Raw genomic sequence first — 13748 nt, forward strand, 5'->3', positions numbered from 1 at the left:
TCTATGGCTTCTCCGATGCATTGGAGGCTTGTCTCGGGGCTTCGGCCGCCGTTGCTCCCATCGCGCGCTCGGCCCGCACGAAGGCGATGAATCGTTTGGCCTCCTCCGTGCTTAGCTTGCGTCCATCCACCGTAAGGGTGAACTGCTCCAGGATCTCCTGTTCGGACAATTCCAGTTGATCGACGAAATCCCGAACGATGGGGTCGAGGGTAATCTCGGGACGTCTGGTTCTTCCGAGCATATAATCCACGGAGACTCCGAAGATGTCCGCGAGCTTAATAAGCGTGTCGAAATCAGGCTGCCGCCGGTTCTTCTCATAATGAGACAAAGCGGCGCGAGAGATTCCAAGGGAGGTAGATAATTGTTCCTGCGTAAGTCGCTTGGCATCACGTAGTTCTGCGATTCTATCACCGATATTCATCCTCTTAACGACTCCCCCCTCAGCTATAAATCCATCATAATACGTTTTGTTTCAAAAATTCTACAATGAAACAAAATGTCGCATAATAAAGCGCTTCCTCGAAAAATACACTTGACACGTTACGAATTGTATCGTACTCTTAGACTCATAAAGGATACGATATGTATCATATTAATTCCAGTATGTCCGTCTGGCCCCTCATTTATACCAGCGGAACACTGCGCGGAGGGGATTCCAACGGAGGAACTTCAACAAGAGGTCTCCACCAGCAATCGACGTTCTCATGTGCGGATTCAATTGCTGAGCGATACCCGAGCGACGATTCGGATCGTTCGAATCAACGGCAATATGGTCCGTTCCAGCCCCGGTCCGATTCTCCTGCTGAACATCAGTCCCGGCGGCTGCGGCTTCCGAACCGCGCTCGTGTTTCCCGTCTCAACGAGAATCTGGTTGGAGATCGAATGGAACTCCGGACATGGATCCTTGAGGCTTGCGGGCCATATCGTCTGGAGACAGCCCGTCGATACGGCCTACCGTTACGGAATGCAGTTCCGTCCGATGTCGCAGGCGGAGAAAAGAATGCTGAATCACGAGCTGAATCGGCTTCTTCTCGAGCTGTGTCCCGGCCAGTCCCGAATCCATCTTCTGTACAGAGCCCAGAATGAGCGACTTCGCTACTAAGCTTGGAGGAGCAGTGACTCATGATCGATATTCACTCTCATCTCTTGCCGGGGATCGATGACGGCTCGTCCGGGATGGAAGAGTCTCTCGAGATGGCGCGGGCAGCCGCCGGGCAAGGAATAACCAAGATTATCGCCACCCCGCATCATCGCAACGGCCGATATATGAATGCCGCTGCCGGCGTACGTGAGGCGGTGCTTCAATTGAATGACAGGCTGAAGCAAGAGGGCATCCCTCTCGAGGTGCTGGCCGGCCAAGAGATTCACCATACCCGGCACCTGCTGGAGGATTGGGAGAAGGGGCAACTGCTCACGCTCGCCGATACCCGCTATATTCTGATCGAGCTCTCGGCCGGCTTCGAGTTTGCCCGTCTGACCGATTTGATTCACGAGCTGAAGCTGCTCAAGCTGATTCCCGTCATCGCGCATCCCGAGCGCTATCCAGAGCTCATACGCCATCCGGACGGATTCGCGGAGCTGACCGAGCTTGGGGCTCTGGGGCAGGTGACCTCTCATTCGCTGCTGGGACGCTTCGGGAATGCCATTCGAAGAGCCGCTTTCCGAATGTGCCGGGAAGGAACGATTCATCTCTTGGCATCCGACGCCCATGATCCCCATAGGCGAGGCTTTGACCTGAAGGAAGCCTATCAAGTCGCCCGTCAGGAAGTCAGCCCTTCCTTCGCAGACCTCATGCTTGCCAACGCGGAAGCCCTGCTGCGGGACGAGCCGATCCAGGCGGCGGAGCAAACGAAGCGTTGGCGCAAAGCTTGGTTTTTCTAACTTATTCCTTCTACCAATCGGAGGTTCTAAAAGATGGAACTTAAAGAGAGCTTAAGCATCATTCGCAAAAAAATCTGGATGATCGCCGCGATCGTGCTGACCGCAACCGTTCTGTCCGGTATCTATACGCTCTTCTATGTAGCTCCGACCTATGAAGCATCCACTAAGCTGCTCGTGAACCACCAGGACCGCTACAGCGACGGCACGCCGATGCTGGATTGGAACGCGGTCAACACGAACATCATGCTGATGAACTCCTATAAGGAGATTATCCAATCCGAGGCCATCTTGAATGCCGTAGCCGCGGCGCATCCGGAGTTCGGTTTGACCGGCAAGGAGCTCATGTACTACATAACCGCTTCTTCCTCTACCGATTCCCAGATCATGACCGTCAGCGTGCGCGACGGAAGCTACGAGCGAGCCGTCAGCATCGCCAACTCGGTCGCCGAGGAATTCCGCAAGCAGATCCCCACGATCATGAAGGTCGACAATGTCGCTATCCTAACCGCCGCCAATCCCAACGACGAGCCCACCCAGGTCGCACCGAATCCCCCGTTGACCGTCATTCTGGCGTTCCTGCTCTCCTCTATGTTCGCCATCGGGCTCGTTTTCCTCTTAGATTATCTGGACGATACGTTCAAGTCGGAATCCGACGTCGAGAAATACCTGGAGCTTCCGACCTTAAGCCTGATTCACGCCATCCGCAAGGATGACCTGACCCCAAAGACATCCGCATCGGCTACGCCGCCTAATCAACAGCTTTCGAACGAATCCCACCCCATAGGAGAGAAGAGCTATGCCACGTTCAACTCATGATTCGAAGCCCAAGCTGGTCGCCCTCGCCAACCCCGCCTCTCCGCTGGCGGAAGCTTATCGAACCTTAAGGACGAACATTCAGTTCTCCGGCATCGATGAACGCGTTCAATTCCTCATGGTCGCATCCGCCCAATCCGGCGACGGCAAGTCCACCACGATCTCGAATCTCGCCATCACTTATGCCCAAGAGGGCAAGAAGACGCTGCTGATCGACGGGGATTTGCGCAAGCCATCCCTGCACCACATGTTCGGAATCTCGAACCGCCTCGGATTGACGAACGTGCTCGTGAACGAGCATCCGTGGAACTCGGCGCTGCGGGCTTCCGATATTCCCAATCTGTTCATTATGACGGCCGGCGCTCTTCCTCCGAACCCGTCGGAGATTCTCGCTTCCCAACGGATGAGGAACCTCATGGAGGAGCTGAGCGAGGAGTTCGACATGATCCTCTTCGATACCCCGCCGATCCTGGCGGTGACCGACGGACTCATCATCTCCTCCCTCTGCGACGGAGTCGTGATGGTCATCAAGTCGGGGAGAACGAAGCATGCTCTCGCCCGCAAGCTGAAGCAGAGCCTGGAGCATGCCAAGGCACGCATCTTCGGTGTTGTCCTGAACAACGTGAAGCGCAAGACAGGAGAAGGCTACTACGATTATTACCGCTACGGGTACGGTTACGGACAGAAGAAATCCTAGCATTCTCCACTTCTTCTCCCTCTCTCCGCTCTCTGGAATACCTTCCAACGCCTCTGTTTGTTCGTTCGGCTCCGTCCGAAGGTAAAGCCTGCTGTACCTTTATCACCGCAGGCACTCGGCCATGCTGTGGGTATGGATGCCTTAGACGTGGATCGTCGAGGGTGTGGCGTGAGGAGGGGTTGAATGCCCCATCCAGTTATACTTGTATCTTTCTGTTAAGGGGAGATTCACATGAACGAGATAGATATGCAAGCCTCATGGGTACCCGACGCCGCTTATTCGGCGCCCGTCAAGGCTATTGGATTGGAGAAGAGAGAGACCGGCAAGCGAATACTGGATGTGCTCGTTGCATCGGCAGGCCTTCTAGCGGTCTCGCCGATTATGCTTGTTGTCGCGCTGCTCATCAAGCTGGAGGACCCTCGCGGTCCCGTGTTTTTTGCCCAAGTAAGAGTCGGCAAGGATGCCAAGAGATTTCGCATGTTCAAGTTCCGTTCGATGGTCACCGACGCGGAAGCCCGTCTGGCGCAGCTGATGGAGAAGAACGAGATTAGCGGTGCCATGTTCAAGATGAAGGACGATCCGCGCGTCACCCGAATCGGGCGATTCATCCGCCGTACCAGCATCGACGAGCTGCCGCAGCTCTGGAACGTCCTGCGCGGCGATATGAGCATCGTCGGCCCCCGTCCTCCTCTGGAGTGGGAGGTCGCTTTGTACAGCGAATACGACTATCAGCGCCTGGCCGTCGTCCCCGGCTGCACCGGCCTCTGGCAAGTGAGCGGCAGGAATCAGCTGTCGTTCGAAGAGATGGTGGAGCTGGATTTGAGGTACATCGACCAACGAAGCATTATATTCGATATCAAGATTATGCTTCGAACAGTCGGGATGATCTTCGGGTCGAAGAATGCTTACTAGTACATAACCTATGACTATTGCGCATCCTAGATTGATGACCTGTTCTACATACTCCATGTAGAGCAGGTCATTTTCTATTAAATAAATAGATGGATAGGTGGAGGTAGAATGAATGGAATCAATTAATACTGTCCAAATGGAGACCGTAGTCCGCATTGAGCAGATCGACTGGGAGCCTCAGTACAAAACTAAATCAAGTTCTCTATCTGCATACTGGAGAATAGCTATCAAACGCTGCATTGATTTGGTCGGAGCTTTTGTCGGATTAATCTTGCTGAGCCCCTTCATGTGCCTAATTGCCCTCTTAATCAAGATAAACGATCCGAAAGGTCCTGTATTCTACCGACAGCGGCGTATCGGGCAATACTCGAGAACGTTCGAGATCATCAAGTTCAGATCGATGATTCACGACGCCGAGAATCATCTCAAGAAGACTCCCCATCTTTACGAGAAGTATGTGTCCAATAACTATAAGCTAGAGTCAGACGAAGATCCACGCATTACCCGATTCGGTCGATTCTTGCGTAAAACAAGCCTGGACGAACTCCCTCAATTGGTCAACGTATTGACTGGAGATATGAGCTTGGTCGGACCGCGTCCGGTCGTTCGGCAGGAACTCAAAGAATATGGTTACCGCTCGTTCCAACTATTGTCGGTCAAACCAGGTATCACTGGCTACTGGCAGGTATCGGGCCGCAGCAACGTCGGATACCCGGAACGCGTAGACCTAGAACTGTATTATGTTAATAATCAATCTCTATTATTCGATTTAAAGATTCTGTTAAGGACCGTATGGATTGTTCTTCTTCGACGTGGAGCTCATTGAGCAAAGAGGGGAGAAATGCATGATTAAGTCGCCTTTAGTTGGTGTGGTACTAGTTAATTTCAATGGACATAATGACACTATGGAATGCTTGAAATCACTTAAGAAGTTAACTTATCTAGCCGTGAAAATATATGTTGTTGATAATGGATCGAAGGAAACTCCAGAAGCCTTGTTTAGGAAAGCTAAGGGGTTATTTGACGAGCAAAATTTAGAACTAATGAGCTTGAAAGATAATTTGGGTTTCGCCGGGGGTAATAATATCGGGATTCGTAAAGCGATCTCTGATGGCGCCCAATATATTTGGTTACTAAATAACGATACCGTCGTAGATGAAGAGTCTCTTGGACACTTAGTTCTTATGTTAGAGAATAATGAACGTTGTGGAATAGTAGGTTCGAAAATTTACTTCTATGGAACGAATAAGATTTGGTTTGCTGGGGGGACAATCAATAGATTCGGTATTCCGCATCATAGAAGATACTGTGAAGTGGATTATCAATCTTCATTAGACGAAGAAAAGGTGCCAATTGATTATATTACCGGATGCAGCTTATTGGCACGTTCAGAAATGATTAACGAAATTGGTTTATTGGATGAGGATTTCTTTCTGTACTACGAAGATACAGAGTATTGTAGAAGGGCTGTTAGACTAGGGTGGGGGCTAGAGTACCAGCCGAAATCGCTTATATGGCATAAAGTTAACGCTTCAACTAAGAGTAAGCTTAGAGATCCAATACCACTGCTGGATTACTATGATATTCGTAATAGTATTTTGTTTGTTCGAAGAAGTTATCATACTACACAAAAAATTTTACCCTTCATAGGAATAGTTATCAAAATAATTAAAAAACACATTAGATTGATGATTCGACCTGAAACAAGGAAAATCAACAAAATAAAGATGATTTATCATGCTATTTATGATGCGATTCATAGTCGTTATGGAGTTTACAGAACATGAATCTATTGAAATTATGAAAGGTGATTAGTTATGGGGGAAAACTCCAAAGGGCAAGTAAGTTACTACTTGTTAGTGTTTTTTATTTTCATTGTTTTTTTTAGTGGTATTATCAATATTCCTTTAAGTAGCAGCAATGCATCGACGTACTTAATTGATGCAATGATTTTTTTGATGATTTTTTCATACATAATTTATTCCTTTAAAAGTAAACAAGTAATAGTAAATAATTTCAACACAATCTACTTATGTTTATTGATAATTTATCTTGCTATGTTTTTATGGGGAAACGAATCGATTTTTACCAAGATACTTTCACTTAGAGATAAAATACTTTATGTTTTCGTTGCTTTATTTATTTTCCGGTTTATTAAGTCTAGCTTCCAAGTAGACAAGCTTCTCCGAATTGTATATTTATTAGGTTTCATTTTTAGTGTGTTTGGCATTTTTCAATTCATCTTTCGTGACGTGTTACCTGTTTGGTTATTAACTCCGAATAATATCGACTTATTTGGTTTTTATGGAACGGATATTATTAGAAGTACGGGATTGCTTGGGAATACAATTATTTATGGAAATATAATGCTGCTTTTCTTATCTATATTCATAAATAAATCAATTTCGTCTTTGAAAGTTAAAGATATTATGTTTAGTGCAATTGTGCTTATATCTATTTTCACTACTTTTTCTAGAACAGCAATTGTTGGAGCGTTTATTGTTTTGCTTCTTTCAATGAGTCGAATCATTAAAGACAGTATCACACGAAATGCTACGAAAGGAAAAATTCTATTTCTATTCTTTGGTTTTATTTCAGCAATTATCATTGCATTAGTTATAATATTTAATTCAAGTCTTAACAATAGTATTAAAAATTCATTTATATACAGTGGACTGTTTTCACAAAACAACGCTTCAGTACAAAATTCAACTGAAATGCATAAGAACTTCATAACAGATGCAATAGTTTTATTAAAGGAACATATGTGGTTTGGATTAGGTATTGGATCTCAGAGACACGGGTCACTTTACTCTATGTCAAATGTATTTATTACGGATAGTGCATTTTTTGCTACTCTAACTGAGTTAGGTATTATTTTATTTATAATCTATTCGGCTTTTATAGTTTTAAGTATGTATTATGCTTTTAAAGTTAGAGCAATCAAAGAGTATAGATATCTTGCAAATGGATTTTTGATTTTTAGTCTCTATGAATATTCGTTCGCTAACATTGTGAATTCATCGTACTTCGGGAAAGTTTTTTACTTGCTTTATTGGATGTTGTTTGGATTTATTTTGACAATTTACCATATTAACTTTAAAACAAATAAACAAGAATATATTCTAACTTCTAATCAGTCTAAAATACACATGCGTGATAATCCAATTGCAACATAGTTTAGTAGCAAGGAGTTGCAATCAATGAAGAGCAAACTTTATATCTTACATGAAAGTGGAGCCCCAAGGCATTTCGAGGCTCTATTTTTTTTGAATAAGAACGATGTACATTACGATGAGATTATCTCCTCGGAGTTTTCAGTTACTAAACAACTAATAAAAAGTTTTCTAAAACAAAGACCTCGATTGTTCTTTCGCGCTTTACGAAATTTAAGAATAATACTGTATTTCTTATTTACACGTGATAAAGAAATCATTATTGGCGCAGCCCCTTATGACTGGTTCATATACTATCTTTGCATTATCAAGAGAAGGCATAAAGTAATCTATTATTCTTCGTGGCCATATTGGGACTTCTCTAAGTATCCTAAGAAAATATTTTTCCGTAGTCAGAAGAAAAAGTGGGAGCAGTTTCTAAAGGATATTAGAGTCGTTGCAGTAACTGAACATGTCAAAAAAGGTCTGCAGCAGTATACCAGGCATATAACAGTTATCCCTCACTGCATTAATGAACAGATATTCAAGCCTAGCACTCATAAGTCAAATGAGAGCCTTAGAATTTTGTACGTAGGTAGGCTTGTTGAGGAGAAGGGGCTTAATATCTTATTTAACTTGATCGGGAAATTTAAAGGAAGATCGGACATTGAATGGTGGTTTGTAGGAGATGGCCCATTAAGAAACCAAGTAGAGAGTTTATCAAGCGATTACTCGACAGTACGATATTTAGGACATACTTCTAAGCAGAATGAACTCGCTGTTATTTACAATCAATGTCATGTTCTTGTGTTGCCATCATTACAAAGTAAGACCTGGGAAGAGTTGTTTGGGATTGTGCTGATAGAAGCAATGGCATGTGGAACTGTTCCTATATCGACAGACTCCATTGGGCCAAAAAGCATTATAAAATCAGCAGAAGATGGATTCATTATCTCATCAAACGACATAGAGAGAATGTTAGGGAAATGCATAGAGTCATGTGCTAACGATAGAAAATTATTGAGTAACATGTCAATGAATGCTGTAAACAGTGTGAAAAGAAAGTATACGATAAGTGAGACAGCTAAGTTGTGGAAGAATGTTTTAAAGAAACAAAACGAGGTGATTGTTTCTGCTAACCATTGACCTGAGAATGATTGATCATTCAGGAATAGGTACTTACCTTACGAATATTGTCCCACTTGTCGTCGAGAAGCTGCCGGACATTCCAGTTTGCATATTGGGGAACCCGAAGAGAATTCAAGAAGTAATTAAGTTCAATAGTCGAGAAGTGATATGCAAGCCATTACAGGCCCCAATTTATTCACTTCAAGAGCAATGGGAAATGCTACGAACAATTCCTAAGGAGACGAGACTATTCTGGTCGCCGCACTTTAATATTCCAGTGTTGTATTTCGGTAAGCTCTTGGTTACCATTCATGATGTGTTTCATAAAGCAATGCCGCAATATGCTGGAGCGATACATAAGAAACTCTACGCTGAATTGATGTTTCAAGCAGTCAGGCGCAAGGCGGATCAAATCATAAGCGTATCCCAATTTACTAAAGATGAGTTCCATCGTTTGGTTGGAGAGGTACGGCAGCCGATTCAAACCGTATACAACGGAATTAATAATAATTGGTTCGTAATCGAAAGGCGGAGCAGTCAATTGGATGCTCCGTATTTTTTATTCGTGGGGAACGTGAAGCCAAATAAAAATCTTTCGAGGCTCATTAGGGCGTTCAAAAAAATTATGGGTCATATCCCCCACAAGCTTGTGGTCGTCGGGAAGAAGGATGGCTTCATCACCGGAGACCCTAAGGTGTGGAACGAGATCACTGAGCTTGGAGACCGAGTTGTCTTCACTGGCTATGTTGAAGACGAAGTTCTTCAACAATACTATGCCAACGCAACAGGTCTGGTGTTTCCTTCCTTATATGAGGGGTTCGGATTCCCACCGTTAGAGGCAATGGCAGTCGGAACGCCAGCCCTTGTCTCTAACGCGGCATCATTACCGGAAGTATGCGGTGATGCGGTTCTTTACTTTAATCCTAATGACGAGAATGAGATTTCCGCTTGCATGCTCCATCTCATAGAAAATGTTGATTTGCAGGAGCGACTACGGGAGATGGGGGCGGCTCAAGCACAGAGATTCCGCTGGCAAGCTTCTGCTGATCAGACGGTTACTTTAATCCATGAGGTGATGGGGGCATGAAAGTAGCTGTCGTGCATGAATGGCTGGACACATATGCGGGTTCGGAACGAGTATTGGAGGAGATATTGGCCTTATATCCTCAGGCAGACTTGTTTACAATCGTAGATTTTATTGGTCCTGAAGGAAGAGCATTTATTGGTTCCCGTACCGTAACCACTTCATTTATTCAGAAGCTGCCCTTCTCTCGCAAGAAATTCAGAAACTATTTGCCTCTGATGCCACTTGCTGTTGAACAGTTTGATTTATCCTCGTATGACTTAATCATCTCGAGCTCTCACGCCGTTGCAAAGGGAGTTATCACCGGGCCAGACCAAATGCATATCTCCTATGTCCATACCCCGATAAGATATGCATGGGATCTGCAGCATCAATATCTTAAAGAAACGGGAAACGACCGTGGAGTAAAAGGATGGGTGACTCGATGGTTGCTTCATCGAATTAGAATGTGGGATAGCAGAACAGCTAATGGAGTGGATCACTTCATTGCGAATTCGGGATACATCTCGAACCGTATCCAGAAAGTATACCGACGCGAATCCGAAGTCATATACCCGCCCGTACAGGTAGAGAAATTCGAAGTTCATTACGAGAAAGAGGACTTTTATTTGACCGCATCCAGAATGGTTCCCTATAAAAAAATTACCCTAATTGTGGAAGCTTTTAACCGTATGAAGGATAAGAAGCTTGTCGTTATAGGTCAGGGACCGGAGTACAAGAAAATCGCAGCCATTGCGGGGTCTAACATTGAACTTCTAGGGCATCAGCCCTTCGATGTGCTCAAGAGTTATATGCAACGGGCGAAAGCTTTCGTATTCGCTGCTGAAGAGGATTTCGGAATTATTCCCGTTGAAGCCCAAGCCTGTGGAACACCAATCATAGCATTCGGTAAGGGGGGGAGCCTGGAAACGGTCAGGAGCTATCCGGAGGTGCACCCTACAGGTCTGTTCTTCTGGAATCAGACGCAGGATGATATTATTGAGGCTGTAAAATGGTTTGAGAGTCATCAGGACGAGTTCTTGCCTATTCACTGCAGAAGCAATGCAGAGCAATTCTCAACGGAGCGATTCCGTAGTAAGTTCCAAAAATTCGTTAATAGGCAACTAAACTCTAGAAGCCGTTTTGCCATGGAGGATTACGATGTCGTTGCGACAGCAAGGCGCTAAAGCTACCAAGTGGACAGCATTGTCTATGATTTATACGACCGTTTTTCAATTTCTTCAGCTCATTGTCCTCTCCAGAATGTTAACGCCAGAGGATTATGGAATCATGGGAATGGTTATGGTCGTCGTTGGCGTTGCTGTCGCATTTGGCGATATGGGAGTTACGAATATTGTCTTTCATAAGCAGGATATTTCCAGAGACCAGTTGTCCGGCATTTATTTGGTTAATCTCATATCGGGTACTGGTGTATTTATTTTAATGTTATTGAGTAGTCCATTAATGGCAATGTTATTTCAGGAGTCAAGAGTGACTGCTCCCCTCTACTTGGTATCTGTCGTCTTTCTGCTCACTCCGATAGGTCAGTTGTATCAAGCCTTGCTGCAGAAAGAAGTTCGTTTCCGCACATTAGCTCTCTTCGATATCGCTTCTTCTACTTCGGCATTTATTACTGCGTTCATATTGGCAAGCTTGGGATATGGTGTATATGCGCTTGTTTGGAGTCAAATTATTAATTTGGGACTGAAATCTATTTGTTGCTTTATGGTTGGTGTACGTAAATGGAAGCTATCCTATTCTTACCGCAGGCAGGAACTTGTGGAGTATATTCGTTTCGGTTCCTATCAAATTGGTGAGAAACTAATTCATTTTTTAAGCTCGAACTTTGATTACATTCTAATTGGCCGTTTTTTCGGTGCGGAGATTCTTGGCATGTATTCGTTCGCTTACAATCTGGTCATTATGCCTGTTCTGAAGATCAATCCCGTTCTATCTCAAGTCGCGATGCCTTTATTAGCCAAGATTCAAAGCAGGAATGAACAATTAAAAGTAGCGTATTACCAAATGCTTCGAATACTCAGTATGGTGAACGCGCCGATCTACGCTGGTTTAATAGCGACGGCACCGTATTTGATCCCTCTTGTGTTTGGCGATAAATGGGAGTCCGCCATCGTGTACGTTCAAATCCTTGCTGTGATGGGTTACTTTAGATCCATGATAAGCCCAGTTAGCTCATTGCTCGTCGCAATTGGACGAGTCGATCTTGGCTTCAAGTGGACTTTAGTTCTTATGCTGGTTATGGTTCCCAGCATAGCAGGGGGAGCGTATTTAGGGGAGACACTGGGAGTTGCCATTGCATTCGTAGGCTTGCAATTTACCTTTTTTCTGTTGAAATATGCGTGGATAATGCGACATTTGTTCAACAGCACATTATTGGAGTACTTACTGATAGGTCTACCTGCTGTTACTATCAGTACTCTAATGGGCGGTACTGTAGCTCTGATTCCGATGATGAAGTTAGAACTGACTCCGATCGTTATTCTGGCACTTCAGATCCTTACAGGAACGGCCTTATATGCGTTAATGAATTGGCGGTTTAATCGATCAGCGGTTGATTACATCTTAGAATTAACAGTGTTAAGAGGAAGAAGATCAGGGATCAATGTTGCCGGATAAAAAGATATTGGAGGAGAGCGCAAGATGAAGCTCATATTGTTGTCTGGCGGTTCCGGGAAGAGACTTTGGCCATTATCGAACGACTCTAGATCCAAACAGTTCTTAAAGGTGCTTCGCAATCAAGATGGAGAGTTTGAATCCATGGTTCAGCGAGTATGGCGCCAACTTGGTAAAGCGAATTTGCAGCAGGATACTTATATCGCTACAAGCATGAATCAAACAGAAGTTCTGCGGAACCAATTAGGGGAACAAGTACCAATCATAACGGAACCAGAACGAAGGGATACGTTCCCTGCAATCGTGTTGGCAGCTTCTTATCTGGCCTCCGAAGTCAACGTGGATCCGGATGAAACGGTAGTTGTTCTCCCTGTAGATCCTTACGTTGAGTATGATTTCTATGAACGGGTGGAAGAGCTCTGCCGGGTTGTGGATAGATTCGAAGCAAATATTGCCTTGATGGGAGTGAGGCCAACTTATCCTTCGGAGAAGTACGGATATATCGTACCAGATCAGCAATTAAATAGGATAGATCGCGAAAGTGTTCTAAGAGTTAGCCACTTCCGTGAGAAACCCCGTCAAGATCAAGCGTCCGAACTGATAGAACAATCGGCGCTTTGGAATTGCGGGGTTTTTGCTTTTAAATTGCAATTTGCCATTCGTTTGCTCGAGCAACGAAATCTACCCGTCTCATTTCCGGAATTGGTTAAAGAGTATGGTCGATTAACGAAAAAAAGCTTCGATCACGAGGTCGTAGAGAAGACGAACAATATCGTTGCCTTGCCATACGAGGGGACGTGGAAGGACTTGGGTACCTGGAATACGTTGACCGAAGAGATGAACACCTCGCAGATCGGCATAGGAATTGTGAGCGAGGATTCACATAATACTCATCTAATTAATGAACTGAACATTCCTGTTACTATAACGGGCTTATCAGGAATCGTCGTCGCAACAAGCCCGGATGGAATTCTGGTAGCGGACAAGGCCAGTACGCCTCGATTGAAAGAGTTGGTTCATGGTTTGAATCAGCGTCCCATGCATGAAGAGCGTCGGTGGGGAGAATACAGTGTAGTCGATTACACCGAATTCCCAGATGGAAGAAAATCATTGACCAAAAAAATACGGATATTTGCAGGCAAGAACCTCAGTTATCACTTCCACTTCAAGAGAAGCGAGGTATGGACGATTATTGCGGGTTCGGGAGAGTTGGTTCTGGAAGAGGAACATCGACTTGTCAGAGAAGGAGATGTGATTCACATTCCTCCGAACTGCAAGCACAGTATTCTGGCGAGTGAAACGATGGATATTATTGAAGTTCAATTAGGTACCAGTCTTATCGAGGAGGATATCTATCGTTTGACCATGGACTGGACGGAGATACTCGGATTCTGGATCGCAAGCCAGAGAAACGAGGTGGAAGCATGAGAATAGCTGTAGTTGGAACGGGATTTGTAGGTCTTAG

14 protein-coding genes are annotated in these 13748 nt (G+C 45.0%); 13 read left to right on the forward strand and 1 reads right to left on the reverse strand.

Going from position 1 to position 13748, the window contains the following annotated elements:
* Position 1: 1 nt before the first annotated feature.
* On the reverse strand, positions 2 to 421 hold the full coding sequence (locus ELR57_RS20430; protein ID WP_126960946.1) for a helix-turn-helix domain-containing protein: 420 nt from the start codon (positions 419 to 421) through the stop codon (positions 2 to 4).
* Positions 422 to 496: 75 nt separating this feature from the next.
* Between ELR57_RS20430 and ELR57_RS20435 the strand changes: the two genes are divergently transcribed.
* From ELR57_RS20435 to ELR57_RS20495, 13 genes are all read left to right on the forward strand, one after another.
* Positions 497 to 1102: a PilZ domain-containing protein gene (locus ELR57_RS20435; protein WP_126960947.1), complete on the forward strand. Its 606-nt coding sequence runs from the start codon at positions 497 to 499 to the stop codon at positions 1100 to 1102.
* Positions 1103 to 1122: 20 nt separating this feature from the next.
* Positions 1123 to 1881 carry a tyrosine-protein phosphatase gene (locus tag ELR57_RS20440; RefSeq protein WP_126960948.1) on the forward strand — a complete coding sequence of 253 codons (759 nt, stop codon included), beginning with the start codon at positions 1123 to 1125 and terminating at the stop codon, positions 1879 to 1881.
* Positions 1882 to 1914: 33 nt separating this feature from the next.
* Entirely contained in the window at positions 1915 to 2697 is a 783-nt protein-coding gene (locus ELR57_RS20445; RefSeq protein ID WP_126960949.1) for a YveK family protein, read from the forward strand.
* A complete protein-coding gene (locus tag ELR57_RS20450; RefSeq protein ID WP_126960950.1) occupies positions 2678 to 3391 on the forward strand; it encodes a CpsD/CapB family tyrosine-protein kinase in 714 nt (237 codons plus the stop codon). The genes ELR57_RS20445 and ELR57_RS20450 overlap by 20 nt, the downstream gene beginning before the upstream one ends.
* 231 nt (positions 3392 to 3622) lie before the next feature.
* Positions 3623 to 4303: a sugar transferase gene (locus ELR57_RS20455; RefSeq protein WP_126960951.1), complete on the forward strand. Its 681-nt coding sequence runs from the start codon at positions 3623 to 3625 to the stop codon at positions 4301 to 4303.
* A gap of 112 nt (positions 4304 to 4415) precedes the next feature.
* Positions 4416 to 5129 (forward strand): sugar transferase, encoded by a 714-nt coding sequence (locus tag ELR57_RS20460; protein WP_370452320.1) that lies wholly within the window; start codon positions 4416 to 4418, stop codon positions 5127 to 5129.
* Positions 5130 to 5148: 19 nt separating this feature from the next.
* Complete coding sequence (locus tag ELR57_RS20465; RefSeq protein WP_126960952.1) at positions 5149 to 6090, forward strand: glycosyltransferase family 2 protein; 942 nt, start codon at positions 5149 to 5151, stop codon at positions 6088 to 6090.
* A 30-nt stretch (positions 6091 to 6120) separates the two neighbouring features.
* Positions 6121 to 7482 carry an O-antigen ligase family protein gene (locus tag ELR57_RS20470; protein WP_126960953.1) on the forward strand — a complete coding sequence of 454 codons (1362 nt, stop codon included), beginning with the start codon at positions 6121 to 6123 and terminating at the stop codon, positions 7480 to 7482.
* Between the two features lie 24 nt (positions 7483 to 7506).
* Positions 7507 to 8604: a glycosyltransferase family 4 protein gene (locus ELR57_RS20475; RefSeq protein WP_126960954.1), complete on the forward strand. Its 1098-nt coding sequence runs from the start codon at positions 7507 to 7509 to the stop codon at positions 8602 to 8604.
* Between the two features lie 199 nt (positions 8605 to 8803).
* Positions 8804 to 9673, forward strand: coding sequence for a glycosyltransferase family 4 protein (locus ELR57_RS20480; protein WP_158630101.1), 870 nt, complete (start codon positions 8804 to 8806; stop codon positions 9671 to 9673).
* Positions 9670 to 10836 (forward strand): glycosyltransferase family 4 protein, encoded by a 1167-nt coding sequence (locus tag ELR57_RS20485; RefSeq protein WP_126960956.1) that lies wholly within the window; start codon positions 9670 to 9672, stop codon positions 10834 to 10836. Before ELR57_RS20480 ends, ELR57_RS20485 begins: the two co-directional genes overlap by 4 nt.
* On the forward strand, positions 10811 to 12286 hold the full coding sequence (locus ELR57_RS20490; protein WP_126960957.1) for an MOP flippase family protein: 1476 nt from the start codon (positions 10811 to 10813) through the stop codon (positions 12284 to 12286). Before ELR57_RS20485 ends, ELR57_RS20490 begins: the two co-directional genes overlap by 26 nt.
* A gap of 24 nt (positions 12287 to 12310) precedes the next feature.
* Positions 12311 to 13711 (forward strand): sugar phosphate nucleotidyltransferase, encoded by a 1401-nt coding sequence (locus ELR57_RS20495; protein ID WP_126960958.1) that lies wholly within the window; start codon positions 12311 to 12313, stop codon positions 13709 to 13711.
* Positions 13712 to 13748: the final 37 nt, after the last annotated feature.

Source organism: Cohnella sp. AR92, from assembly GCF_003990975.1.
Classification (GTDB): Bacteria; Bacillota; Bacilli; order Paenibacillales; family Paenibacillaceae; genus Cohnella.